At 43.6% G+C, this 25,649-nt stretch carries 28 protein-coding genes and 1 tRNA gene; 13 read left to right on the top strand and 16 right to left on the bottom strand.

The genetic code is table 11. From position 1 onward, the window contains the following. The first annotated feature begins 15 nt into the window (after positions 1–15). Together MYF79_RS01430 and MYF79_RS01425 are read left to right on the top strand one after the other, a co-directional pair. Positions 16–1,149, top strand: a complete 1,134-nt coding sequence (locus tag MYF79_RS01430) for an epoxide hydrolase family protein (protein ID WP_247812212.1) — start codon at positions 16–18, stop codon at positions 1,147–1,149. A gap of 61 nt (positions 1,150–1,210) precedes the next feature. Further along, positions 1,211–1,693, top strand: a complete 483-nt coding sequence (locus MYF79_RS01425; protein WP_247812211.1) for a GNAT family N-acetyltransferase — start codon at positions 1,211–1,213, stop codon at positions 1,691–1,693. Positions 1,694–1,819: 126 nt separating this feature from the next. Here the strand turns inward: MYF79_RS01425 and MYF79_RS01420 are convergent, their stop codons facing one another. Together MYF79_RS01420 and MYF79_RS01415 are read right to left on the bottom strand one after the other, a co-directional pair. Continuing rightward, a complete protein-coding gene (locus MYF79_RS01420) occupies positions 1,820–2,743 on the bottom strand; it encodes an NAD-dependent epimerase/dehydratase family protein (protein WP_247812210.1) in 924 nt (307 codons plus the stop codon). Between the two features lie 146 nt (positions 2,744–2,889). Continuing rightward, positions 2,890–3,756 (bottom strand): SDR family oxidoreductase, encoded by an 867-nt coding sequence (locus MYF79_RS01415; protein ID WP_247812209.1) that lies wholly within the window; start codon positions 3,754–3,756, stop codon positions 2,890–2,892. 110 nt (positions 3,757–3,866) lie between these two features. Between MYF79_RS01415 and MYF79_RS01410 the strand changes: the two genes are divergently transcribed. Then, on the top strand, positions 3,867–4,223 hold the full coding sequence (locus MYF79_RS01410; RefSeq protein WP_247812208.1) for a winged helix-turn-helix transcriptional regulator: 357 nt from the start codon (positions 3,867–3,869) through the stop codon (positions 4,221–4,223). 109 nt (positions 4,224–4,332) lie between these two features. Next, positions 4,333–4,797 carry a hypothetical protein gene (locus MYF79_RS01405; protein ID WP_247812207.1) on the top strand — a complete coding sequence of 155 codons (465 nt, stop codon included), beginning with the start codon at positions 4,333–4,335 and terminating at the stop codon, positions 4,795–4,797. Between the two features lie 150 nt (positions 4,798–4,947). Here MYF79_RS01405 and MYF79_RS01400 read toward each other — a convergent pair whose 3' ends face one another. From MYF79_RS01400 to MYF79_RS32400, 3 genes are all read right to left on the bottom strand, one after another. Next, the gene (locus MYF79_RS01400) at positions 4,948–7,209 is read right to left on the bottom strand and encodes a histidine kinase dimerization/phosphoacceptor domain -containing protein (protein ID WP_247812206.1); all 2,262 of its coding nucleotides are present in this window, start codon (positions 7,207–7,209) and stop codon (positions 4,948–4,950) included. Positions 7,210–7,330: 121 nt separating this feature from the next. Then, entirely contained in the window at positions 7,331–8,227 is an 897-nt protein-coding gene (locus tag MYF79_RS01395) for a LysR family transcriptional regulator (protein ID WP_247812205.1), read from the bottom strand. Positions 8,228–8,467: 240 nt separating this feature from the next. Next, positions 8,468–8,596 (bottom strand): hypothetical protein, encoded by a 129-nt coding sequence (locus MYF79_RS32400; RefSeq protein ID WP_262922364.1) that lies wholly within the window; start codon positions 8,594–8,596, stop codon positions 8,468–8,470. Positions 8,597–8,876: 280 nt separating this feature from the next. Here MYF79_RS32400 and MYF79_RS01390 point away from each other — a divergent pair, with 280 nt between their 5' ends. The 7 genes from MYF79_RS01390 to MYF79_RS01360 all read left to right on the top strand — a co-directional run bounded on the left by MYF79_RS01390 (position 8,877) and on the right by MYF79_RS01360 (position 13,987). Continuing rightward, a complete protein-coding gene (locus MYF79_RS01390) occupies positions 8,877–9,551 on the top strand; it encodes a putative quinol monooxygenase (RefSeq protein ID WP_247812204.1) in 675 nt (224 codons plus the stop codon). 348 nt (positions 9,552–9,899) lie between these two features. Further along, the gene (locus tag MYF79_RS01385) at positions 9,900–10,805 is read left to right on the top strand and encodes an alpha/beta fold hydrolase (RefSeq protein ID WP_247812202.1); all 906 of its coding nucleotides are present in this window, start codon (positions 9,900–9,902) and stop codon (positions 10,803–10,805) included. Positions 10,806–10,913: 108 nt separating this feature from the next. Then, complete coding sequence (locus tag MYF79_RS01380) at positions 10,914–11,153, top strand: hypothetical protein (protein ID WP_247812201.1); 240 nt, start codon at positions 10,914–10,916, stop codon at positions 11,151–11,153. A 185-nt stretch (positions 11,154–11,338) separates the two neighbouring features. Next, on the top strand, positions 11,339–12,226 hold the full coding sequence (locus MYF79_RS01375; RefSeq protein ID WP_247812200.1) for a helix-turn-helix domain-containing protein: 888 nt from the start codon (positions 11,339–11,341) through the stop codon (positions 12,224–12,226). Positions 12,227–12,240: 14 nt separating this feature from the next. Further along, positions 12,241–12,684 carry a DMT family transporter gene (locus MYF79_RS01370; RefSeq protein ID WP_247812199.1) on the top strand — a complete coding sequence of 148 codons (444 nt, stop codon included), beginning with the start codon at positions 12,241–12,243 and terminating at the stop codon, positions 12,682–12,684. 289 nt (positions 12,685–12,973) lie between these two features. Continuing rightward, positions 12,974–13,708, top strand: coding sequence for an alpha/beta fold hydrolase (locus tag MYF79_RS01365; RefSeq protein ID WP_247812198.1), 735 nt, complete (start codon positions 12,974–12,976; stop codon positions 13,706–13,708). Positions 13,709–13,843: 135 nt separating this feature from the next. Beyond that, positions 13,844–13,987: a hypothetical protein gene (locus MYF79_RS01360; protein ID WP_317233103.1), complete on the top strand. Its 144-nt coding sequence runs from the start codon at positions 13,844–13,846 to the stop codon at positions 13,985–13,987. A 6-nt stretch (positions 13,988–13,993) separates the two neighbouring features. On the opposite strand, the gene MYF79_RS01355 is transcribed toward MYF79_RS01360, so the two are convergent. Both MYF79_RS01355 and MYF79_RS01350 read right to left on the bottom strand, forming a co-directional pair. Beyond that, positions 13,994–14,665, bottom strand: coding sequence for a hypothetical protein (locus MYF79_RS01355; RefSeq protein WP_247812196.1), 672 nt, complete (start codon positions 14,663–14,665; stop codon positions 13,994–13,996). A 197-nt stretch (positions 14,666–14,862) separates the two neighbouring features. Continuing rightward, positions 14,863–15,900 carry an alkene reductase gene (locus MYF79_RS01350; RefSeq protein ID WP_247812195.1) on the bottom strand — a complete coding sequence of 346 codons (1,038 nt, stop codon included), beginning with the start codon at positions 15,898–15,900 and terminating at the stop codon, positions 14,863–14,865. Positions 15,901–16,104: 204 nt separating this feature from the next. Here MYF79_RS01350 and MYF79_RS01345 point away from each other — a divergent pair, with 204 nt between their 5' ends. After that, entirely contained in the window at positions 16,105–16,527 is a 423-nt protein-coding gene (locus MYF79_RS01345) for a winged helix-turn-helix transcriptional regulator (RefSeq protein ID WP_247812194.1), read from the top strand. Positions 16,528–17,027: 500 nt separating this feature from the next. Here the strand turns inward: MYF79_RS01345 and MYF79_RS01340 are convergent, their stop codons facing one another. From MYF79_RS01340 to MYF79_RS01300, 9 genes are all read right to left on the bottom strand, one after another. Beyond that, on the bottom strand, positions 17,028–17,801 hold the full coding sequence (locus tag MYF79_RS01340) for an SDR family oxidoreductase (protein WP_247812193.1): 774 nt from the start codon (positions 17,799–17,801) through the stop codon (positions 17,028–17,030). Positions 17,802–17,803: 2 nt separating this feature from the next. Further along, positions 17,804–18,463, bottom strand: a complete 660-nt coding sequence (locus tag MYF79_RS01335; RefSeq protein ID WP_247812192.1) for a peroxiredoxin-like family protein — start codon at positions 18,461–18,463, stop codon at positions 17,804–17,806. A gap of 12 nt (positions 18,464–18,475) precedes the next feature. Further along, complete coding sequence (locus tag MYF79_RS01330) at positions 18,476–19,276, bottom strand: enoyl-CoA hydratase/isomerase family protein (RefSeq protein ID WP_247812191.1); 801 nt, start codon at positions 19,274–19,276, stop codon at positions 18,476–18,478. A 77-nt stretch (positions 19,277–19,353) separates the two neighbouring features. Further along, entirely contained in the window at positions 19,354–19,902 is a 549-nt protein-coding gene (locus MYF79_RS01325; protein WP_247812190.1) for a carboxymuconolactone decarboxylase family protein, read from the bottom strand. Positions 19,903–20,160: 258 nt separating this feature from the next. Continuing rightward, positions 20,161–20,910, bottom strand: a complete 750-nt coding sequence (locus MYF79_RS01320) for an SDR family oxidoreductase (protein ID WP_247812189.1) — start codon at positions 20,908–20,910, stop codon at positions 20,161–20,163. An 85-nt stretch (positions 20,911–20,995) separates the two neighbouring features. Continuing rightward, a complete protein-coding gene (locus MYF79_RS01315) occupies positions 20,996–21,862 on the bottom strand; it encodes a helix-turn-helix domain-containing protein (protein WP_247812188.1) in 867 nt (288 codons plus the stop codon). A gap of 715 nt (positions 21,863–22,577) precedes the next feature. Continuing rightward, positions 22,578–22,664 (bottom strand) — tRNA-Ser (locus tag MYF79_RS01310). Between the two features lie 67 nt (positions 22,665–22,731). Further along, a complete protein-coding gene (locus tag MYF79_RS01305; RefSeq protein WP_247812187.1) occupies positions 22,732–23,775 on the bottom strand; it encodes an asparaginase in 1,044 nt (347 codons plus the stop codon). A 45-nt stretch (positions 23,776–23,820) separates the two neighbouring features. Next, positions 23,821–24,591, bottom strand: a complete 771-nt coding sequence (locus MYF79_RS01300; protein ID WP_247812186.1) for a TatD family hydrolase — start codon at positions 24,589–24,591, stop codon at positions 23,821–23,823. Between the two features lie 120 nt (positions 24,592–24,711). Here MYF79_RS01300 and MYF79_RS01295 point away from each other — a divergent pair, with 120 nt between their 5' ends. After that, positions 24,712–25,602 (top strand): hypothetical protein, encoded by an 891-nt coding sequence (locus MYF79_RS01295; protein WP_247812185.1) that lies wholly within the window; start codon positions 24,712–24,714, stop codon positions 25,600–25,602. The last annotated feature ends 47 nt before the right edge of the window (positions 25,603–25,649 follow it).

Below are 25,649 nucleotides of genomic sequence, written 5' to 3'. Positions count from 1 at the left end.
AAAAACATAACCCAGATGACACCCTTTAAAATTGAAGTACCACAGGAAGTTTTGAACGATCTATCTGTAAGATTAAAACAGACCCGCTGGACTGATGAACCAGAAAACGCCGGCTGGAATTACGGTACTAACCCAGGCTATTTACGCGAACTGGTAGACTATTGGCAGAATAAGTATGATTGGAGGACACAGGAAACCTATCTGAATCAATTTCCCCAGTTTAAAACAGAAATAGATGGTATCAATGTGCATTTTATATATGTTAAAGGAAAATCTGAGCATGCCAAACCACTGATATTAACGCATGGCTGGCCCGACAGCTTCTACAGGTTTCACAAGGTGATCCCTGTGCTTACTGATCCCGGAAACAATGGCGGTAATGCAGATGAGACTTTTGACCTTGTCATCCCCTCAATACCTGGCTTTGGATTTTCGGATAAAGTTCCCCAAAGCAGTGACCAAACTGCCCGTTTATGGGCCAAGCTGATGACAGAGGTATTAGGATACCAGACGTTCTATGCTGCAGGAGGTGATATTGGTTCGACAATCACCAAGTCATTGGCCAATCAATATCCTTTACAGGTCTCGGCTATTCACTTAACGGATGTTGGCTATCCAAACGGACGGGAAGATTGGTCAGCGATGTCGGCGCCTGAGCAGGAGTTTGGCCGCTTTATACAACAATGGTTCTTTGCAGAAGGTGCTTTTAACCTTATTCAGACTACAAAGCCTCAGACATTAGGTTACAGCTTGAATGATTCCCCGGTGGGATTGGCATCCTGGATAATTGAAAAGTTCCATGGTTGGTCCGGCAAACCTGAAAATCTGGACAATCATTATACAAAAGACGAACTGATTACCAATATTATGATATATTGGATCACACAAACTATTAATACCTCGATCCGTACATATGCTGAGGAGGCCAGAGTGGCCTGGTCAGCAGGACTTAAATCAGAAATTAAGGTTGAAGTGCCTACCGGCGTATCGCTGTTTCCCGGAGAAGCGTCGTTTCCAATAGAATGGGTCAACAGGAAAGTAAATGTGCAACGATTTAATGTCATAGAAAAAGGCAGTCATTTTGCCGCCCTGAATGTGCCCGATCTATTTGCAAAAGAGCTTAGCGATTTCTTTTATAGCAAATTCTAAATAGTCATCTGCGTTGAAAGAATGAGTGACTGGTTGTATAAGGGCTTTACAATAAAGGCAAATGGGAGATATTGATCACGGGAATCAAGTAGCTATGATGAACTTAGTATATACCAATTCGACCCAAAGCGATTTTCAAAAGTTATGCCTGGAACTCGAAAAGGAGTTATTTGAGCGGGATGGCGATCTGGCTGACGTAAATTATGAAATCAACAAAGCCGGCTATATGGAAAATGCAGTTGTATTGTATATTGATGGACTGGCAGTTGGTTGTGGCGCATTTCGCAATTATACAGGAGATGCAGTGGAAATTAAACGGATGTACGTAATCCCGTCTTATCGCAGGAATAATGTAGCGTCGGAAATTTTAGCAGCACTGGAAAATTCATCGAGAATAAAGGGTTTCAAAGAGGCGCTCCTTGAAACCGGGAAAAACCAACCGGAAGCCATTGCCTTTTATCTCAAACATGGTTATGCAGAAATAGAAAAGTTTGGCGGGTATGTAGATAGTGAGAACAGCATTTGTTTTAAAAAACTGTTGTAAAACTGGCATGTGTAAAAGCACTCTTAAAATACACCGGCGCAGGAGGTGGTCTGTGAAATTCAAGAGATAGCGAACCAGGTTTAAAAGCGAAGTTGGTAACTGGAAGCAAACGCTCATTAGCTGTGGTTAAAACCCACGTATAAGTTCTGCAATGCCTTCCTGGTAAGTGGTCACCGGAAATTTAGGGAACCTGTCTTTGAATTTAGCGGAATCAAAGATGTTGTCATATCCATATCTCGGCAACAATTCCTGCAACTCCTTCAACTGGTTGCTGAATAGCGCTCCTATTTTAAAAATAAATCTGTTCATGACGGAATAAGGCAAGCGGCTGCCACGAACAGTAGCGGCATACTCGATTATTTGCTGGTAGGTTAGCCTGTTGTCGTCACAAGGCAAGTGCCAGGTCTGCTGATAGCAATCGAAGGTATTACCGATCATAGCGGTTGCCCTGCCTGCATCCGGTGTCCATATCAGTGTTCGCAAAGTCTTGTCACTAACCGGTACGCGTATGGTTTTATTTCGTTTGATATTTTCAAAAACGAAGGATCTCGTGATACTTTGGGTCTTGCCGGGACCATAAAATTCAGGCGCCCTACATATGACCGCCTCGATCTTCCCGCGTCTCATTTCATCCAGAAGCATAGAAGCGATCTGCGCCCTTACACGTCCTTTACTTCCAAACGGCTGAAACGCAGTCTCTTCTGTCAATCTTACACCCGTCTGCGGATACATATAAGTATTGTCAAAGTAGACAAGCCTGGTACCATGTTTCTTACAAGCATTGATAACATTTTTCATGATGACAGGAAACTGTGCAGCCCATTGTGCGCTATTTAGAGGAAGCCCGACGGTCAGGTAGGCTATTTCCGTTCCTTTAACCGCATTGGCAGTTTCTGCTTCATCTAATAAATTCCCGGGAAAGATATCGTCTGTCTCATTAACTCTAATGGGATTACGACTAACAAGGCGAATCGCGGAGGTATAGTTCCGCTTTAATTCTTTCGCTAATTCATCCGCGATCTGGCCATTGGCACCTAATATAACCTGCATAATTAAAGTTATCGGTTTTTTACCGGAAATGTAAATTGTGTTGCACATTAATTAAACAGCCTTCTTAAAACGTTATGTTCCAGGTAGATTTTATAGAACATATCTGCCCATGTTGTAATCAAAACTATGATATTACCAGGGGAAGTTTAGCTACGCTGATATACTTCCTGCAGAAATGCTTTCATAGTGGTCAGTTTTCTACCAATAAGTTTTTCCATATCATCACTTACGATCTCTCCATCACCACGCGCCTGCGCCAAAATGATTCCGATGTATTCTTCAGGAATGGCTAAGCCTTGTTGCTGTAGTGTTGCCCTAAATTCTTCTTCCGTCGGGGAAATATAGTTAATGGTTTTTCCAGTGATCTCTGTAATATATTTTGCAATATCTGCATATCCGTAGGCTTCCGAGTTCACAAAATGATAGGACTTGTTTTCATGTCCTTCTGTGGCAAGAATGGTTGCGGTCGCTTCTGCCATTTCTGAACGTAAGGCCGCGCTTATTTTACCCTTGCCAGCCGGCAGGTAAATCATTCCGGTTTCCAGCACATTGCCGATAAAGTAGGGTATATACTCCAGGTACAAACTGTTTTTGAGAATTGTATAGGTCAATCCGCTTTCTTTTAGCCACTTTTCGGTTTTAACGTGTACTTCCGCGAAAGCCCAAAGCGGAGAATCGGGGCCTTCTACCCTTACCTCGCCGCTGGTGTAAACGACGTGCCTGATGCCCGAGGCTACCGCTGCTTTTACAACCCGTTCATGTTGGGAAGTGCGATTGAGGAGGTCAGTTCCAGAAACAAACAGTAACTTATCCATGCCGCTGAAGGCTTTAACCAAAGACGGATAGTCGTTATAATCCCCTATGAGGATTTTTAAGCCCATCCCGCTTAAGCCCGCTGCCTTTTCCGCATTGCGCACCAACACTGCTATCTGACTGGATTCAATTCCTTTATTCAGTAAAAAATCAATGGTCAATTTCCCGAAGTGCCCTGTTGCGCCTGTAACTAAAATCATCTGTTTTGAATTTAGACTTTTAAAAAATACTTTTGTTACCCAAAGGAACTAATATAGTTTCAGAACGTAACTTGTTACCTTATGGTAACAGGCTAAATAGTGGTAACGACATGGTAACTAAGGAACGCATTTGTAACGACTTCAATGATTGTCCAATAACGGCAACAATGGAGGTAATTGGTGGAAAATGGAAACCTGTTATTTTGTATAATCTTCTGTCAGGTACCAGGCGGTTTGGTGAAATCGCCATTCGTATTCCTAACATTTCAAGAAAGGTACTTACTGAACAATTGAAGGAGTTGGAAAGAGACGGGCTGGTCATACGTGAGCAGTACCAGGAAATACCTCCCCGTGTTGAGTATTCACTTACAGATAAAAGCAGAAGTCTTACTTCCGTGTTTAAGGAAATTGCTGATTGGGGCAACGAAAATCTGTTAGCGAAGCGCCCTCCGGATGATAAACAATGAGCTGCTTAAATCAGACATAATTTCAATGGCATACTTTCTACAACATGATCACGTTTGCCATAAATAGGCATTTTAACGAATAAACACGGTTAGCAATTATCCCGGTTCTATGAAGCAAGTTTTCTTTGCGTTGTCAATTTCCCTGTTTGCATTTTGTCATAGTAACAATGTAGTTAGTAACAGGTCAGATACAGCCGTAACCCAGGCTGTCCCCGCCTCCATTTCAGATACCGGTCAGGCGCAAAAGCCGGTTAGTCTTATTGATAGTTCTTTTTTTGAGATAAATAGTCAGTTTCCATGGCTGGAAGATACTATTCGTAGTTATATTCAGCTCTCAACAAACGATCTGACGAAACTCTTCGTTAAGGATAGCTCTATTGTATTTATGTACGATGGGTATGAAAAAACAGATACCGGCGGCTACGTTAGTGTACGCTTAGGTGCGGACAGGTACAACGGAGAGGGTACCGTATTCACAACTGCTGAAGTTATATCGGTCGATGTCTTGAGTCGTGAAATAAGTATATATGACATAGCTGCTGATTCCAGCTACCTGTGGGAGCGGCCGCAATAGTTAGGGCTGACTTGCTTAGCGTTATATCCTATCTTAACACCTGCAATTACTTTTAGTGCGCTGAAATTATAATAGGATATTTAATATTCGCTTCGACTGTAACGTTTTGCCAACTGCGGTAAACCCATTGCCGCAGTGGTAAAAGGTTATTTAATAAAGCGTCTGAGTCTCGAAGCTAAACATTCCCGACGACGCGCTGCTTTGCATTTCTGATGCGGGTGAGCCTTTGGGCAAGAACATGATTTTTATAAAGGTGCCATTGTCCGATATAATGGTGGCCTCCCCTTTTATATTTCCCGTCAATCCTTTTACCAGTTTTAGACCGGTCCCAAAGCTGTCTTTGCCATCATCGGAAAAGCCGACTCCATTGTCTTTGATGACAAGGCTGGCAACACCCTGCTCGATGGCAAAAGTGACAACGATTTCCGGATATGAAATGGTTTCATCGAATGCATACTTGAATGAATTGGTAATTATTTCATTTATTATCAGCCCGAGGGGTACACCTTGTGAGACATCGAGTTCAATAGGGGCAATATCTAAAGTAACAGTTACGGATGTACTGCTGCCAAGTGCATCCTGGAGGTGTTGTACGAGTTCTGTAATGTACACTTTCATGTTGACGGAAGACACATTCTCTGTTCTGTAAAGCTTTTGATAAAGCAGAGATGTAGCGTATATACGGTTTTGGCTGGTTTGCAATGCGAAATGTGCATCTCCACTGAGAGAATCAGATTGTAATTCAAGGAGACTTACAATGGTCTGCAAATTATTCTTAACGCGATGATTTACTTCCTGCAGCAGCCACTCTTTTTCGTTGACAAGGTGTTCCAGGTGCTCGTTTTTGATGGCCATTGTCTTATTGTTGCGTTGTTTGAGCTTGTATTGCCGGTAGAGCAGACCTATGACGGCCAGGGTAAGTACAATACCAATCATAGTGATGTTGCGGATCAGGCGGGCCTGTCGCAGATTAGTGGCCTGCAGGTTGGTTTTTTGGGTAAGCAAAGAGATGGAATCCACTTTCTTAGAGGTTTCGTATTCAACATCCAGTTGTTGAAACTGTCGTGTTTTGACATCATTGTGGAGTAAATCGTCTTGTGTTTTGTATTTGAGCAGAGCGTGAAATGCCGCTCTGTAGTTTCCTTCGGCCGAATCGACCTTATAACTGATATCATATCGGGAAACCCATTCGGGCGAGTTGGGCAGCAGCGATACGGTCATGCATTTATCAAGATACAGGCGGGCTTTGGCTATATCATGTTCATTCAAATGATACCTCACCAATGCTATGCATGCGCGGTTGACCCACTCAGCCGTCAATGTGTTTTCAGCAATCAACTTTTCCAGGACAGCAGCATATTTGTATGCTTTTTTGGACTGTTTCCTGGCATAGTACCCTTCCATGTATACCATTCCCATGAGGGCTTTTACCCTGGCATTAGAAGAATCGAGCAGGCCCCGGGGAATCGCATCTAAAACTTCAATGGCCTTGCGGGGCTGGTGAAGGTCAAGATAAGTGCGGCCTAATACATATGCCATTAATAGGGCATTCGGACCATCGTTGTGCTGTAAAGCTATGGTCAGTCCTTCCTGATAATACGCAATGCTGATCTCCGCTCTGCCGGCGTTCCGGTACAGCGAACCAAGCAGGTTGTTGATGGTAGCCATTTGCATACTGGAATCGCTGGTCGCTTTTGCCGCTTTCAGTGCGAGTAATGCATATTCGAATGCACGTCTGTAGTCCCCCTGGTTGTTGCAATTCCTGCCGAGCAGTTCATATGCATCCTGTGTCTTCTTATGCCCAATGGCATCGTATATTGCCAGTGCCTGGAGAAGATATCCGTTGGAAACGGCATATTCTTCCTGTATACTATGGAGATCGCCCAGTGTGGTGAGAGCCCATCCTTCCAGTGCCTTTTCTCCTGCCTGGTGGAACGCCTTTACTGCAAGACCCGTAATTCGGATACGTTCCCGGCGTTGACAGCTATCTGAATAATCATAAAAGGCCTGCAGCTCAAAATAAGCCAGTCCAAGCAAACGCTGACTATTGCTTTTTTGCAGCAGGGGGATAGATTGCATGACGGCTACCTGACCTTCCTTCCTTTTTCCCTCTTCCGTGAGCATAAACCCTTTCATGAGTAACTGATGGCCTGCCAACTCTGTCGACCGCACTGTTCGATTTAGCCGGTCTGCTTCGGTCAGACAGGTATTTGCGCTGTCCAGGTTTATTGCGAATTCACCCTTTTTCCAGATGTGATACTCAGCCAGGTGTATGAGTGTTTTTACCCTCGTGTAGTTGTCACTGGCATTCGTCAACTCATGCCTGAGTGAATCGGCCTGGAGTGGACTGAATTCCTGAGCTGCCGCCCGGATGACTGCAGAGGTCATTATAAAAAATAGGAGGAGGCGCATGAGAAGGCTATTTAAGTATGCAATATACGGGCGCTGACAAGACAATGTGATAAGGCTGTCTTAAAGTGTAGATATAGCTGGAATTGATTATGTATAAATCAATAATCTTTTCGCTTCTGTCTTAAAACCAGTTCATTGTCAATATTTGTTCCAGTTGCCGGATCTCATTGGCGTATATCGTCTTTTTCCGTTTACCGAAATGCAGGGTGTTTTCCACATGAGGACTTCCCTCCCAGGCGAGTTTAACCGATTTAAGTGCAAGTTCTTTTTTAGCAAGAAAATCGGGTATTACGGCGAAGCCTTTTCCTTTACTCAGGCAACGCAGTATAGAAGAGAAATAGGGAACTACATAGTTTGGCTTAAGGTCTGGCAGGCAATCAAAATTTGCCATCCAGAAATGCTCAAGATACTCCATGTCGGCTGCAGTGGTGTACCATATCTGCTCTTTCAGCCATTCCCGGATCGCCGTCCTTTCATTGGTCAATACGAGGCTATCAAATTGTTCGGTATCTGTTTCATTGCCACAGATCAAAATGATACGCTCTGTAGTAAACGGGATATATTCCAGGTTGGTTTGACTGCCTTTTTTCGGGGTCAATATCAGATCAAGTTTTCCTGTGTCAAGTTCTTGCAGAATCTGGCGATACTCTCCGAACCGTAAGACAAGGTTAAAAGGTAATTGTGCAAGGTGCTCTTCAAGGGTGTATTTAAAGATTTCAAACCCCATACCTACACTGATCGTTGGCTTTTCCACTTTGGAATTTCTGTGGAAGGATTCTTCTGCCTCCTCCAGTTTGTTAATAGGGTCTATTATACAATTATACAGTATAATACCACGTTCCGTGGGTACCATCTTTTTTGTTACCCGTTCAAACAGGCGGTATCCGGTGTAGGCTTCCAGGGAGTTTAGATGAACGCTTACACCGGGCTGGGAAATAAACAGTGTTTGTGCAGCAGTAGACAGGTTGCCCGTCTCGTAAACTGCTTTAAATGTTCTAAACCATTCTAAATTCAACATGGCTTAAGGTTTTTTTAATTTTCTATGTAAGGGGTATCACATAAGCCATTTAAATGCCATTTGCCAATAAATAATATAAAAACAAAATTTAAATACGCAATGTATTGAAAAGGAATTGCCTAACAGAAATGTGTAGATAACCAGGAAGATATTACTGGCGCTTAGCTCCGAAAATTTTGGAGTTGCGGTGATTTTTACGTCCGATATTTTCGGAGCCGCATTAATTGGTTTCCTGTGCATTCACAGATCTTCTGCTTCTTCGGCAGACGCAGCTATACCACTTACTTCATAGCCCGATCGCTGTAATACCTGCTGCAGATTACTGGCTACAATAAATTCGTCCTCCACGATCAGTACCTTTTTTGTCATAATTGCAGCTGATTAAAAGGAGACTATATTTAGAAATTATAAAATATTTAGACGTTGCATACAGGATATTGTACCGTCTTTTACAGACAATTGACAAGGCAGGCAGGATGCAGGTCAATGCTGCGTTTAACAAACTTTTATTTTTAAGGTGACAAAATCCGCCTCTAACTTTTCATTATTAAAATAATACGACCAATCATTACTGTGTTTGTTTTTCCGCCGGAAAATTTATTGCCAACTTTACCCGGCAAACCTTATCACATTTCTTAATATCATCGCAATGAAAATTCGCAGAATATGGGAGATAGCCTTCTCGATTTTTTTGCGTGTCAAAAAAGGACAGACTGTTGTTTTAACACAATATCATGTAAAAAGTTCCTATCAGGATGAATTCCTCGAAGCTTTAGATCGATATGCGTTTAGTAGCCTTCAGGCAACCGGTAATGCAATGGCAGAAGCATATTATGAGAGAGGCGATAGCTGTATCATGTGGATGATAGAACGATGGGGTACTACTGCTTTTTATAGGAAAAATAAAAGGACTACTGCAGCAAAAGCTGTCCATGCTTTAAGTAAGATTGGACTGGCAGGGCCGGTTGAAACTTTTTTTCTACAAGAGCTGGAATTATATTCCAAAGAAATTAGCCGGGATGCATTAACCATCATGTTATTTGTAGATGTGAAGGCCGGTACAGAAGAACATTTCAAATCGATAAACCGTAATTTAATGCCGGCACTTCCGATGTCCCCCGGTTTGCTGTTGTTTCAGCTAAACCAGGTAGTTAACCACAAAACCCGGTTTGTAATTTATAAGAAATTCAGTAACTGGGACACATTTCAATATCATTTAAAAGAGCCGGCACTTGGTCCAATAATGAAGTTCCTGCAAACCTCCATCAAAGAATATCCATTTGAAAATGGATATCACCACCTTATTAGATTTGGCCAACTTTAATGCTCTCTTTTCCTTTTATGCTTGCTATGTACCATCACCAGCAGCCGGTTCTTCCTGTCCGGTTACATTGGATATTTACATCTCCGCATGCACATCCTGAGAGGGAAAAGATCTGAGTGACAAATCAGGCCATATTTCATGAGGCAACCACGCATATTAATTTTTTAATAGTACCGATTATTCCAATGATTTTAGAAATCGAATTATAGAACTGAGCTTTGGTGGTAATAAAGGAAATCGATAAAGCGATGTTATTGTTAGCTCGTTACATTCCCCGACCAGGAAAGCAGAGCCCCGGCAAGGGTGATCTCAAACATGCAAGGAATTATTAAACCTAAAATAAACGCAATGAAAAACAAGACACACTACCACTCGGCAGAGATCAGCGGCGTAAACATCTTTTACAGGGAAGCGGGTCCGGCCAATGCTCCGGTTTTGCTGTTGTTGCACGGCTATCCGACTTCTTCGCACATGTACCGTAACCTGATCAATGATCTGTCAGACAAATATCATTTGATTGCGCCCGATTACCCGGGTTATGGAAGAAGTGAACAACCGCCTATGGCCGATTTTGAGTATAGTTTTGCAAACTATTCCAGGATTATTGAAGGACTGCTGCAGCACTTGCATATAGAAAAATTCAGCCTTTATCTGATGGATTACGGTGCTCCCATCGGCTGGACACTCGCCTCAAAGTACCCGCAGAGGATTGAGAGCATCATTGTTCAGAATGGATGTTGCTATGAAGAAGGATTAGAAACCTTTTGGGATCCCATTAAAGCGCTTTGGAAAGACAGAAATGACAAGGAGGCTATTAAAGCTTGCCAGGCCTTTCATAGCCCCGATGGATTGAAATGGCAGTACACACATCATGTTCCGGATGAAAACCTTATATCTCCTGATAATTGGGAGATCGATCTCAGGCACCTGCAACGTCCTGAAAACGACGACATACAGATCGCGTTGTTTTATGATTATCGAAACAACGTAAAACAATATCCTAAATGGCAGGAATATCTACGCACAGCAAACCCGGAAATGTTAATTGTATATGGAAAAGACGATTATATTTTCCCTGGTGTCGGCGCGGAGGCTTTCAAAAAAGATGTGAAGAATCTGGAGTTTCATCTTTACCCAACCGGACATTTTGCACTTGAAAGTTTTGGTGATGAAATTGCAGCAACTATACGGAGCTTCTTAGACAGAAAAGTGGGCGACCGTAAGCCGGATGAAGCATTGGCTCAGTCAGTATAAAGCATTAGTTGGATACAACAGCTCCGGACATAGAAAATGATTTATAAGCCGTAAGGAGCTTTGTTGTATCCCATTGTAATAACAGCCTTCTAAATTAAATCTGTTTTTATGAGTTCTTCAGACAATATAGCGCCCGTCAGAATAAATTCACAAAATACTATAGCCGGATCAAAAGATCCGAACGGGCAAATACCGGAGATAATTGTTATACCAGATGAATGTGGTGATTCGTTATGGGATGATGTATTGGAGCAACATCCGGACCTGACAACAATCGGTGAACTTGCAATTCCGGAATCGGATGAGAGCCCTTCTATTTTAAATCGAACGCAACCAAATCAGAAATAGTGATGAATTATGCATCATTAGCATTTACAGACGCGGTCAGGGATATGCAGGAAGAATTGGGTAGTCATTGAGGAAGCCAATAAGGCGTTCGCTTTGCAAAGCGAATATATTGTACAATTAGAAGCCGAATTAAAGAAATTGAAAGAGAAGCCCGTGGCTGACGAGTAAGATAATAGTTATTAAAAATGAAAATTAGCCGCAACATAAAGATAGATGGCCAGGTTGCTGAGCTGGCGCCCTTACAGATTCATTCCCTCCAATCGCTTCTTGCGGGAAATAAACAAGGAGAAGTGCCTTCTTTATGTGAGGAAATGTACCTGATTATCTGGTGCCTGAGTGGTACTGTCAAAATAAGCCTCGATACGGAGGTGTTTCTTATTAATGAAAACGTAGTTTTCTGCGTGAGGCCTGGCCAGGTTTTTACAATGGAGATTGATGAAAATGCGAAAGGTTATGCGATCTCTTTTGAGGAAGAATATATTGAATTAACTGATGTCAGATTAGCGGGTTTATTTCGCATTTCGTTTTTCAACCGGTTTAACTCCGTGCCAGTTATTCGTATATGGGGTGATGCGATAGCCTTAATGGCATCCGTCGCTGACAAAATGATACAGGAATATAATAATGTGCTGGATTTGCGTTCCGACATACTGAAGGGATACCTGAAGATATTCATGATCTATGTATGCCGGCAAATAAAGCAGGATAGCCATGACATTTGTTGCTCGCGGAAGTCTGACCTGGTTAAGCTTTTTTTTACACAACTGGAAAGGCACTATGCTTCCAAAAAGATGGTGAAAGAGTACGCTGAGATTTTAGCGGTATCCCCCAGTTACCTGAACGATGTGGTGAAACAATTGTCGGGACGCACGGTGAGTCATCACATACAGCAGCGGATTGTTCTGGAGGCGAAACGAAAGGTGCTTCAGGACGGTTTTAGTTTGAAGGAGACTGCATATGATCTGGGGTTTTGGAACCCTGCTCATTTCAGCAAGTATTTTAAGAACTGCTCAGGCATCAACTTCACTGACTTCAAAAAAGGTTTTAATGTAAATGAACGATCGTTCGTCTGACAAAAAATATAATTATGAAAATAGCCTGGCTTTTTGTGGTCTTTTTATGTGGTGCATTATTGCCTTTACAGGGTGGGCTTAATGCCAAACTGGCGAAATTAATCGCCAGCCCTGTATATGCTTCTATGATCTGTTTTATCGTGGGAGCATTCACCATGGCCCTGTATGTTCCTTTTACAAAAGAAACATTCTCCTGGCAACTGCTTAGAGGCAGCGATATAACGGCCATTCTGGGCGGTGGTGTCATTGGCGCTGTATTCATTACAGGGAGTATGCTGGCCCTTCCAAGGTTGGGTATGGCACTTACGTTCGGCCTTGTGGTTGCCGGCCAGGTTCTCATTTCAGTATTGCTGGATCACTTTGGTCTTCTGGTAACAGCACAGCATCCTGTTAATATTTGGCGCGGCCTTGGTATGCTGCTGATCATTGCAGGAGTTGCAATGGTAGAAAAATTTTAGAAGTCATCAGCGCTATTAGTGCCAAGGGAAGAGGATGGCCTGCTTATCACCTGCATGTGAGCCACGTGATGTTGTCATAGCCAGCAGCTTTCGTAAAGGGATTCTTGCTGCGGCCGGTGGTAAATAGGTATGTCTTCGCATTTATTTTTTTGTTTTAATGTTTTTTATGAAAGATCAGATATTTTATAGAACGGTCGAAATAGATGGCCTGAACATTTTCTATCGTGAAGCCGGTACGGCAGGTAGGCCGGTATTGCTCTTACTACACGGTTTCCCCTCATCTTCGCACATGTACAGGGACCTTATTGCTCATCTGTCGGGTACATATCATATTCTTGCTCCCGACTATCCCGGGTTCGGGCAAAGCAGCGCTCCTGACGTGCGGGAGTTTTCATATACGTTTGATAATTTATCGGTGATTATTGAACGATTTATTGATCGCCTGCAACTTCGGAATATCAACCTGTATATGCAGGATTATGGTGGTCCTATAGGGCTGAGGATCGCCAGCCGTCGCCCTGAATTGATCGGGGCACTTATCATACAAAATGCGAATGCATATCAGGAAGGTTTAGGGCAGGCATTGGAACCTCTGGTCACCTATATTCAAAAACCGGATGCCGAACATGAGGAAGCCGCCCGTGTTTTTCTGACATTAGCGGCTACTAAGTGGCTATATCTGAATGGCGCTGGAGATGAAACCCGTATAAGTCCGGATAGCTATATAACTGATCAATATTATCTTGACCGGGCTGGGAATGACGAAATACAACTCGCTCTTTTCCGGGATTATGGAAGTAATCTTGCCCTGTACGGGAAATGGCATGAGTATTTTAAAGCACATCAACCGAAGACATTGGTCGTATGGGGGAAAAACGATCCCATGTTTATAGCAGCCGGAGGGAATGCCTATGGAAAGGATCTACCCAATGCGGAAATAATTCAGATTGAAGGGGGGCATTTTCTACTTGAGGAGCATCATGGATTTGTCGCTGAGTTAATAAGCCGTTTTATTCCAGGATAAAATTAGTTCCACAACGAAAAATCAATGCACCTATAATTTTATTGATATAAAAGGAGTCGATATTTTTTACCACGAAGCGGGACTAAAAATGCGCCGGTCATTTTCCTCTTGCATGGTTATTCATCCGCATCGCATATGTTCAGTGATCTCATGAAGGATTTATCAGACAAATATCACCTGATAGCCCCTGATTACCCAGGTTTTGGCAGGAGCGGTGAGGCATCATTATGGTTGGTTATTGTTGTTGATGGAAAGTACTTACTGAACAGTCAGCAGTAGTATTGGTTATCTGTCTGCAATGAATTTTAACTTCATTAATTTCTTTACTGTTTTCAACTTGCGGGTGACAGCATTTGTTTGCTTTAAATGTGCCTCAGCATCTTTATTGATACACATGAGGTCTGCCAATGACAGGTAATCAGGATGGTAAATTTCCGATATGGTCACATACGGATATTCGCTACCGTTCTTCTGAATGTAAAAAACATACATCCATATAGACAATTTTTGAGGAGTAATGTTCCCCATTAATTTATATAGCGCTTTGTATTCAGCAGAAGGGGATAGCTCTCCCAGATAGATCGTCTTTTTCACAATTTTCCATCCTCCGGTTTTGAAGGTACTTCCTATGGACCCTCCGTTTACGACTTGCTGATGTTCTTTTGAAAAGGAACTGTCAATAGTTTCCGGATAATTCACGATGGCCAGTGTTCGTGTTATTTTCTTGCCATCGTATAGGTTAGACACCCTTAAATCAGCACTATTGTAAAGTACGTCAATACCGTATGCGCCAAACTTTTTCTCAATTCTTTCGCTGTTTAATAAATTGGCCGGCAGCGTTGAATCGCAGGGAGTAACGGCTGCTATCTGATCACTGCTGTGCTGAGCGTAAGTTATTGTGCCAGACATTAACATTGCCAATAATGCCAGGGCCAATATGTGCGATTTAGCGTTCATTCTTATATTCATTTGTTGAATGCAAAAGTATTGAAATAGAGGCGATCCCACGCAAGCACATCTCTGAATAAAGGAAGTTTAGATTTGGGTTGTCGCAAAGTAAAGGGGGACAAGTCATCAAAAATGACTGTCCCCTTTTACTTTGCGATGGCCCAAAAAGGCTCCGAATCTTTTGATTTGAAGGCTTTTTGGCTTTATTAAAACACCGCCTCAGAATAATCGGTATATCCATTTTCATCCCCACTGTACAAAGTATCCTGGTTGATTTCTGATAATGGCAAATTATATTTGAAGCGGACTGGCAAATCGGGGTTGGCAATGAACGGTGCGCCAAAAGATACGAGGTCGGCTATGCCTTCTTTCAGGATGGCGTTCCCGCTTTCCTGCGTAAAGCCCAGATTAGCCATCAACCTGCCGCTGTAGTGATAGCGGAAATGACTGAAGTAATTATCCTGCAATGCTTCTACCGGTGTACCTGTTAATGTCTCTGCAGGCCCGACAATGTGCAGGAAAGCGAGATTATAATCGTTCAGTTTTTTAAGGATGTACTGGAACATAGGGATGGTTTCTTCGTCCGGCGTCACGATGCCTACATGGCTGTATGCGACCGGTGCAAACTTGATGGCTAGCCTTGTGCTTTCCCATACTTCTAAGATGGCATCCAGTATTTCAAATATAATACGCGCACGATTTTCAATACTTCCGCCATACTCATCGGTGCGATGATTAGTAGCCATGCTCAAAAACTGCGGAATTAACATGCCAGCCTGTGCATGTACTTCAACACCATCAAATCCTGCTTCTTTGGCATTCTTAGCTGCCTGCCTGTAATCCCGTATAGTTTGTTTAATTTCAGCAACGGTGAACGCGCGGGGCGTTAGTGTATCTTTAAACCCCTGGGGCGTATAAGAATGGTTTTGTGGATTAATGGCGGAAGGGCCTGCGGGTAATTCACCATCAAAAAAATCCGGATGAGATGCAGCACCAATATGCCCTAATTGAGAGAAGATTAATCCTCCTTTATTGTGTACTGCCTGGGTCACCAGTTTCCATCCTTCAACCTGTTCCTGCGTATAAATGCCTGGCACGTTGATAAAACCAATAGACTTCGAATTCACCCAGGTACCTTCGCTCAGAATCAAGCCTGCTGAAGCGCGTTGTGCATAATACCTGGCCATCAATGGTGTAGGAACCAGGCCTGTATTGGTGGCACGTCCACGCGTGAGTGAAGCCATTACTATCCGGTTTTTCAATCTCAAATCGCCTATCTGATATTCCTCTAACAAAGGTTGTACTGTATTTTCCATTGCTTTTTTAAAGCGAACTTCGGGCATATACCCCAGTGTTACAATATGGGAAAAACTAATACTATAGGGATTATTTTATCCCATAGAGAAATTAAAATACAATGCCCTATTTTTGAATAAAGTGAGCAGCATATGTACGAAAGAAAGACTCCCCTCACAATAGATTGCGGACTGCATCTTACTAAGGAAGTGCTGAATGGCAAATGGAAGCCAGCCATCCTCCGCGCTATTTCGATGGATGTAAAGCGTCCGAGTGAGATACTACGCTTATTTCCCGGCGCCACCCGCAGGGTGTTGAATGTACAACTCAAAGAATTGGAGGGGCATGGCATGATAGAAAAGAAAACCTACCCGCAGGTGCCGCCTAAAGTGGAGTATTCGCTTACGGAGATCGGCTGGTCGTTGATGCCTATTATTGACGCCATGAACCAATGGGGTGATGCTAATCGCAGTTTTTTGGAGAATGTTATTAAGCAAGCCCCTAAGATTAACGAAACTTCAAAAACGACATGCCCGGTTTATAGACATATAACTCTAGCGCCTAAGATGGGATAAGGGTAGGCTATAGGAGTTTCTGCCAATCCGATCTCAATTCCCAATTTATCAAAATAAAAAAAGCCTCCAAATCTTTCGACTTGAAGGCTTTAAAGCTTGCGGGCTGCGAGGGACAATTATCGAACCAATTTGCGCTGGATTTAGAACAAATCTATCGAGTTGCGAAACAAATCGTGGAAAGGTGATCATGTGTGAGCAAATGTACTGATCAGAGTAAAAGGCAATTGGCATTTTACTCGCCACTACGTTTTAACCCATTAAATACATTGAGGTCGTTAGTTTGTACATAAGCTAGTATACATATCTTATGCGGTGCTTGTTTCGAATAGTTTTAAACGGAAGCGCTTACTACTTGGAGGCATCGGAAGTTGCTCTTAGCCGGTGTAAAAGCAAATGGGCATAATCAAGCGCGCTTTTGCTCAATTATGCCCACTTTTACTCAGATGCGGACCGGACCGGTCTTCGCAGACTGGACGGGATCCAGAAGGCGCCAACTATCACTATTCTACCGCGTTAAATAATGCCATCGCACTCATGCCCCCATCGGCAATTATGTTCTGACCAGTAATGTACGAGGAGGTATCCATAGCCAGGAAAGCAATAATGGTTGCCATTTCTTCAGCGCGGCCTACTCGCTTTAAGGGTGTCCTGCTGAGCACTTCATGTACTTTGGTTTCGTTTAGGAGCAATGCTTCGGTAAGAGGTGTTTCAGTGAACCAAGGCGAAAGCGAATTTACTCTGATCCTATCTTTTGCCCATTCCACAGCCAGGTTTTTTGTTTGCTGGATTAAGGCTGCTTTCGACATAGCATACGGCGAACCCGTTTGCACATCAAGAAAACCGGCAACAGAGGCCACGTTGATAATAGCGGGATGTTGGCCTTTTGCGAGAAGAGCATGTAAACCACGCGAAAGTTCAAAAGGTGCAATGAGATTTACCGCTAAAATCTTCCGGTATTCTTCCGGTGTAAAGTCCAATGTCGATTTACGGATATTCATACCGGCATTATTCACCAGTACGTCCAATGCACCCCAATGCTCCCGAACCCAACTGATTATGTCCTGACGATTTGCCGCATCGGCAATATCACTTACCAGTCCCGTTGCCGAAAACCGGGCGTCCCGAAGTTCCTGTTGAAAGGATGCAACTTCATCCTGGTTCCTGGCGGTAAATAGCACCCGGGCCCCCAGCTTTAGCGTTTCGATTACGGCCGCCCGGCCAATACCTTTAGTGCCGCCTGTGATCAGAATCCTTTTGTTATTTAGGTTCCACATGGTTACAGGCTTTTAAGTACGTCCAGTATTTCTGCAGGTTCTGCACGCTTGCGATAATCTGTGTCTACAAAGGCATACTTGATCACGCCATCTGTGCCGACTACATAAGTTGCCGGTACAGGCAGTTCGTTTGTAGATACACCGTTGTAGTTTTCCAGCTTGTGGAAATCATCATAGATCTCGATCAACTCTTCGTTAAGTGTAAAAGCGATGCGGAACTGGCGTGCTACCTCGTTGTTATAGTCAGTCAACACTTCAAAAGCCAGGTTATTCTTCTCCGTTGTGCTCAACGATTTGTCGGGTAGCTCAGGAGACAAGGCAACCAGCGCAGCGCCTGCAGCTTTAAAATGGGACAAGTAGCTTTGCAGATAGCGCAACTGGATATTACAATACGGGCACCAGCCGCCCCGGTACCAGCTCAGTATTACCGGACCTTGTTGTAGTAATGCAGAGAGTTTCACCTGTTTGTTCGAAGCATTGTTCAGTTCAAAATCGGGAGCTGTATCGCCAACCTTTAAAGCAGCATCGTTTAACGGTTTAGTTTCTTCTATCCCGTTCTCAAATTTATCCTGCAGGCCTGCGGGGGCTTTGGCATTCCATGATTGTTGAAAGTCTGCCAGTTCGGTGGCTAAGGTTACGGTATCTGTAAGTTGTGTGTTCATTGTGGATGTTTGTTAAGTATTATTTTCTTGTTTAGCTTTTTCTTCGGTGGCAATTCTAAGGTCTGTAGCTGTAATGCCTTCTACGGCTAAACCATAACCTACCTGTTCTAATAAAGCTTTGCGAAGTGGTGCAACAAACATCGCACGCATATGGCGACGGGTTAATTCGGGAATACTAAGTAGCTGTTCTGCTAATTCATTTGCCCGGGCAAGCAGCGCACTATTATCTGGCAATACTTCCGCTACTACGCCTAATGTTTTAGCCTCAGCAGCAGTAATTTTTTGTTGCGTATAATGGAAGTACTTGTTGCGGTACTCGCCTAAAGCTCGCGCCCAAACAGTTTGCATACCATCTCCGGGAACTATACCGAAAGTTAAGTGCGGGTAATCCTGGAAATAAGCTTTTTCGCTGGCCAGGATAATGTCTGCAGTCAGGGCAAACTCAGAATGTACGATAGCGGGCCCGTTAACGGCCGAGATAACCGGTACGCCAATGCTGGTCAGGTTCTGCAGGGATTGCTGGCCTTCCCACCAGGTCTTATCCCAATCGCGGGGATTAGTGATATCGCCTAAACTTGGTCCGTCTATCTGTGCAAAAAATTCATCGCCTGTACCGGTTAAAATGACCACTTTATTATCTCTGTCCTGGGCAATCTGGCTGAAAGCCTCTACGAATTCGCGGTGGTCAGTACCAGTGAATATAATCGGGCCTCCGTTAGTGTTAAAACGAACGGTTAATACACCGTTAACGGTACGGCTCATATTCAGGTGCTCAAAACGGGTAAAATATGCTGGAGTGTTGTAAGTGTTCACGGTATGGTTTGTTTTTAGAAATAACAGAAGAGATAATTAAGGTAAAAAAGGGAGCTGAAAACCACTTCCCGGTGTTGTTAAACGGTAGCAGTTTCCAGTTCAGGAGCTAAAGGCCAGTCAACCGGAACATCAGTTAAGGCATGCAGGTAGTTGGTGATGATCTTATCGCCGATCACGATGACTACGTCTATCAGGTTAGCTTCTGTGTAGCCAGCTGCGAAGAAACTTTCTAGGACTTCTGATCTTACATGGCCTCGGTTCTCTGTAGCGCTTTTTACCAGTTTAGCTAATGCATCCAGCTTAACGTCGAAGCTGATGTTTGCACGGCGAATATCTAAAATCTGCTCATCGGTAAAGCCGTTCATTTTGGCTAACTGCGTATGAGCGCTTAAGCAATAAGAACAGTTATTAACCTGGCTAACCACTAAATTGATTACTTCACGCTCTTTGGCACGAACAGATGATTTTCTGTTTTGCAAAGCCAGGTAATCGCTTAAAGCGGTGTCAGAGTGACCGAAGATGGCATACAGGTTTGGCACAAAACCTACCATGCCATTGAGGTTTTCGAAAATGGTTTGATTGGCTGGAGAAACTTGTTCTTTGGTTGGAACCGGGAAATTTTTCATGATTTAATTATTTAGATTTTTGTTATTGTCTTTTGACCTTACAAAGGTGCAGCTAAGGCCTGGGCCGATGAATAGAGAGAATTCCCGACTGCATGTAAAATCTTCTCTTCAGTGATTTTCTTTAAGCAGTTTTCTTCTATACGCTCTTTACTGTAATTCGACCAGGTATTTAATAAGGGATTGGTAAGGCTTAATCTATTAAAAAGAAAGGCCTCCTTGCATAAAAGAGGCCTTTTAGGCAGGAGGCGCTGTTACAGATTATAAAGTTCTTAGTCCGCCATCCAACAATAGTTCACCACCTACCATAAATTTGGAGTCGTCTGAGGCGAGGTAAAGAAAGGCCTGGGCCATCTCTTCCGTAGTACCCATGCGCTTAACGGGCGTGGCTTGTGCCATATAGGCTTTAGCACCGGCAATTTCTTCCTGGCTGGCACCACTCCTTTCAAATACGGGTGTATCAACCGGGCCGGGAGACAACACGTTTACACGGATTTTCCTTTCCAGCAGTTCTGCGGAAAAGCTACGGGCTAGTGAGCGGACGGCTGCTTTTGTAGCCGCATAGGCAGCAATAGTGGGCAGGCCTTTATCACTGACAGTTGAACCTGTCAGGACAATGGAGGCGCCATCATTCAGGTAAGGCAATGCTTTTTGCACCGAGAAGAAAACACCCTTGAAATTGATATCACTGGTTTGGTCGAACATGGCTTCAGTATAGTCGCTTAATGGTCCGGTTACATAAACGCCTGCATTAATGGCCAGGATATCTATTTTTCCAAAAGTTTGATATACCTGCTGGTACAGTTGATCTATTTGAGTCAGATCAGCCGTGTTACTAGCCACGCCTATTGCATCAAAGCCTATCTGGCTTATTGCGCTGTCCAACGTTTGCTGATTTCTGCCGGTAATGACAACACGGGCACCTTGCCGTGCAAATAATTGGGCGGTTGCTAAACCAATGCCGCTGTTACCACCAGTAATCACGGCAACTTTATTTTCTAACTTTTTCATGTCTTTGGTATGTTGTGATTGAACACTACAAAGGTGCAGCGACACAAAAAGCTAAAGAATAGAGAGAATTCCCGCAGGCATGTAACTATTGCCCGCCGGAAAGTAAGGAAGCTTTGGTATTCCGGAAATCAGACGGAGCGCAGCCGGTTTGTTTCTTGAAAAAATTACTAAAGTAAGCCGCATCATCGTAACCCAGATCATATGCAATTTCTTTGGCCGGTTTATCCGTATACATCAGCAGGCGCTTGGCTTCCAGTATGATCCTGTCCTGTATTACTGTAAGGGGGGATTTGTGGTTGTATAAAGCGAAGTAATTAGCCAGTGTTTTGGGTGATTTATTAAGTTGATCTGCGTAAAACTGCACCGTATGTTGTTTCCGGTAGTTATTTTCAACCATTAAATTGAATTTGCGCAGTATGTCAAGTTTATCTTCGGTTAGGGCTTGTTCATTTAAGTATTGTTTTTTAGCTAACCGGGTTACGATTATGATAAGCCGTTTAAGCATCATTTGCAGCATGTCGCGCTGTATGGCGTCCTTGTCTTCAAATTCATCTATAAATACTTGAAGCAAAAGATTTAATTTTCTTTGCTGCTGTTCATCTAAAGCAATGAACATAATTTGTGCAGAGCCATAAAATAAAAAGCCGACACAGCTTACTTCTTTATCATGGTCTACAATGCAATAGAAGTTCCGGTTATACTGCCAAGCGATGATCTGTTCAGGATTTTCAAAAGTAAAGGTTTGATTCACCATCATCGGTAATATGGTATGAGAGGGGAAAGTGTATTGAACACCATCTATTGTTACTGTTTGGGCCGGTCCATCATTCCATGCAATAGTCAAAAATTTGTCTTTACGATCCCGCTGAAAGAATAACCGGTCGAAATTTTGTTCGTGTATGGTCAGGTGTAGTTCGCCGGCAGAAACAGGATCTATATACTGTAGCTTCATGTCACAATAGTTATAAAGTACATTGCAAATATAGTATGATCCTGAAACTAACATTTCTTATGTTAGAAGGTTATTAGCAATACTTATTACATGAATATCAGGATTTATTAACTGAATAACGTTTTAGTAGTCGGAGCCTGTAACAGATAAATTCAATCGCAGCGGAACGTGATAAGCAAGGTAAATTTAACAAGCTGGATGTATGGAACGCTACCGGATGCAGAAGAATACCAGGATGGTTTACTGCAAACCATCAAGCAGCTGTAGGGAGAAAAAGAAAATACGTCCAGCGGGATAACCGATACGATATTGAACCTTGCAGGGATATACTTCGCAACAAATCCGCAGGCGTTAAGTGGTATACCGGTACTCGGTGATCTGCCCAGTCCTGGCGATCTTTCATCCCAGGCAAGCCGAGGGTATGGCCACTTACAATAAGATGACACTGCATCGGATTTTGCAGGTAATGCTGCAGGCAAACCCCAGGAAAAGGACGTAGTTGCACTACGCAGCATATTGGGTGCTTTCTTTACCATTCAACTGCTAGAAATACAAAAACTGGTGTTTCCTGACGGAATTGTCTATGACCGCGAAAAAGGGCAATATCGAACCGAAAAAGTGAATTTTGTTTTTGCCCGGATTGCACGACTGCAAAGGAATTGGACAGGAAACGAAAAAGGGGACAGTCATTTTTTTGATGACTTGTCCCCTTTAGCGGAGAAGAAGGGATTCGAACCCTTGAAACCCTTTCGAGTTTACACACTTTCCAGGCGTGCCAGTTCAACCACTCCTGCACTTCTCCGGTTGAATTGAAATTTTATTTCAGGGTTGCAAAGATATCTTTTTCCCCCGGATTACCAAAAATTAATTTATATCGCCTCCCAATCATTGGCATTTGTCGTCAGTTCTCCCCTCAGCGGCGTCTCGATCATTGCCTTGGTAGCCTCGAGATCCAGGTTTTGCCCCAGTACGAACATCAGTTTCGTAATGGCCGCCTCGAAGGTCATGTCATGGCCACTGATTACTCCGATCTGCTGCAGGGGCTGGCTGGTCTCATATTTACCCAGTTCCACAGAGCCACCGTCACACTGGGTGATATCCACGATTACTACGCCCCTGTCAATGGCCTTTTTAAGGCTTTCTATGAACGAGGGTTGTGTGTTGGTATTGCCGCTGCCAAAAGTCTCCAATATCACCCCGCGGAGGCCATTTACATTGAGTGTTGCTTCCACTGCTTTACGGGTGATACCCGGGAACATTTTGAGGACGGTTACATTATCGTCCAGGTGTTTATGTACTTTCAGTGGTTTTTCCGGAGCAGGCAATACAACTTGTGTCTTGTATTTGATGTCAATGCCTGCTTCTGCCAGCGGAGGATAGTTCATGGAGTAGAATGCTTCAAATTTTTCTGCATTATACTTCTTGGAACGGTTGCCACGGAAGAGGGCAAAGTCAAAATAGATACATACTTCCGGTACTACCACCTGTCCGTTGTGACGGGTGGCGGCAATTTCCATGGCAGTAATAATGTTCTCTTTGGCGTCGGTACGGATCTTGCCGATAGGCAACTGTGATCCTGTCAGAATAACCGGTTTTGAGAGGTTCTCCAGCATAAAACTCAGTGCTGAAGCGGTGAAAGACATGGTATCGGAACCATGTAAGATGACGAATCCGTCGTACCGGTCGTACCGGTCTTCTATGATAGATGCTATTTCTACCCAGATCTCCGGTTGCATGTCGGAGGAATCGATGGGAGGATTGAAGGCGTACACGTAAAAATCAATCCCCATACGGTATAGTTCCGGAAGATTGTTACGTATCTCATTAAACCCGATAGGACGCAAGGCTTTGGTTTTCTCGTCATAGATCATCCCAACTGTGCCCCCTGTATAAATAATCAGGATTTTACTCATTGATGCTGCTGTTCCAAATTGCCTGCAAAGGTACCGCCTAAAAGGTTAGTGGGTTTTGAATAATTTAAGCGCGTTGTTTGTGGTCATTGCAGCGACGTCCGCTATTTTTAGATTTTTTACATCTGCTATCTTTTCCCCGATCAATGGAATGTAAGCGCTTTCATTTCTCTTGCCCCGATAGGGAACCGGCGCCAGATAAGGCGCATCTGTTTCCAGTACAACGTATTGCAGATCGATATCTTCAAGGATCTTATCCAGTCCCGATTTTTTGAATGTCACCACACCGCCGATGCCCAGGTAAAAACCCAGGTCAATGATCTCTTTCGCTTCTTCCAGGGTGCCGGAAAAGCAATGGAAAACGCCGGATAAGCGGCCGTCCTGTAACGCTTTCACTTCGTCAATACATTCCCGGGTGCTTTCGCGGCTATGAATGGCTACCGGCAGATTGTATTCCCTGGCCAGCTCCAGCTGACTGCGAAAAGCATGATACTGCTGTTCCCGGTAGGTGGTGTCCCAGTAAAAATCAAGCCCGATCTCCCCGATCGCCTTAAATGGTCTTTTTGACAGCCATTCCCGAACTACGGAAAGCTCCCGTTCCACGTTCTCATTGATATAACAGGGATGCACACCCATCATGGCAAAGCAATTGTCGGGAAACTGCGCCTCTAAAGCCAGCATACCCTCAATGGATGTACTATCGATATTGGGAAGGTATAACCTGGATACGCCCGCCGCCAACGCCCGTTCCACCATTACCGTCCTGTCCGCCGAAAACTCCTCCCCATATAAATGGGCATGTGTATCTATCCAGTTCATTACTCAGATATTAAATTTTTTTATTGGATTTGTAAAAATATTACATTTGTATAATATTTATATTTTAGTAGCCCGTACAAAAGTACGGCCGGAAAGCCTCATTTAAAACTATACTATTCTATGAAAAGCTACTTTTGCTTTAACCGTATCTTCGCAGGAGTAATTATCCTGTTAGTAATGGCAACGCTTTTTTTTGCATGTTCCAAATCGGCTACTGAAACTGCCAAACCGGACACGAATAAAAGTGACAATCAAACAATCACTGCTGCTGCCGACCAGGCAATCGTAAGCGGAATATATGACGACCTCTTCGGCATTGCGCTGGAAGTAGGTGCTGATGCCAGCCTGAATGAAACCGGCCGTAAGGCACACAGGGCTGAACTGGCTGCCAAACTGGGTAGCTGTTTTTCATATGACATCGACGACGTAACACAAGACCAGTGGCCTAAAACCTTGCTGATAAAATTTGGTGCAGGTTGTGCTGATAATACCGGCCGCGTGCGTGCAGGTAATATCCAGGTGACTTACAGCGGTTATTTCTACTATCCCGGTTCCGTGATCGTTATCAAACCACTGACCTACATGGTAAATAACGTCGCTGTTACGGGCACCAAAACTATCACCAACATGAGCAACGGCAGCGTATATAAATACAGCTCCGTAGTAACCGGTGGTACTGTGAAACTGGATACCGTGATAGTTGGCTTCAACAGCAATACTATCATCACACAGACTTCCGGTACAGCTACCATGGGCGATGTGACAGATGATATTTTCAGCATCACCGGTACAGATTCTCTGACGTATCCCCTGGGAATTTCCGCTACTATCACTGTAAATGAAGCAGATGCACTGGAAAGAAAGCTGGAATGTCCATGGATAGGTAAAGGTAAAGCGCTGGTGACTGTAAAAGGTGTTACTGCTACTGTGAACTACGGTAATGGTATCTGTGATGACTCGGCTACTATCGACCTGGGCGACAAAGTTAAAAGCATCGTATTGCCTAAATAAGCAATAATAATTCATAAGAAAAGCCCGGGTATTGTTGTACCCGGGCT

The organism is Chitinophaga filiformis (assembly GCF_023100805.1).
GTDB classification, from domain to species: domain Bacteria; phylum Bacteroidota; class Bacteroidia; order Chitinophagales; family Chitinophagaceae; genus Chitinophaga; species Chitinophaga filiformis_B.
Note: the sequence above shows the minus strand (reverse complement) of the source record. Positions and strands in the feature narration are given on the sequence as shown.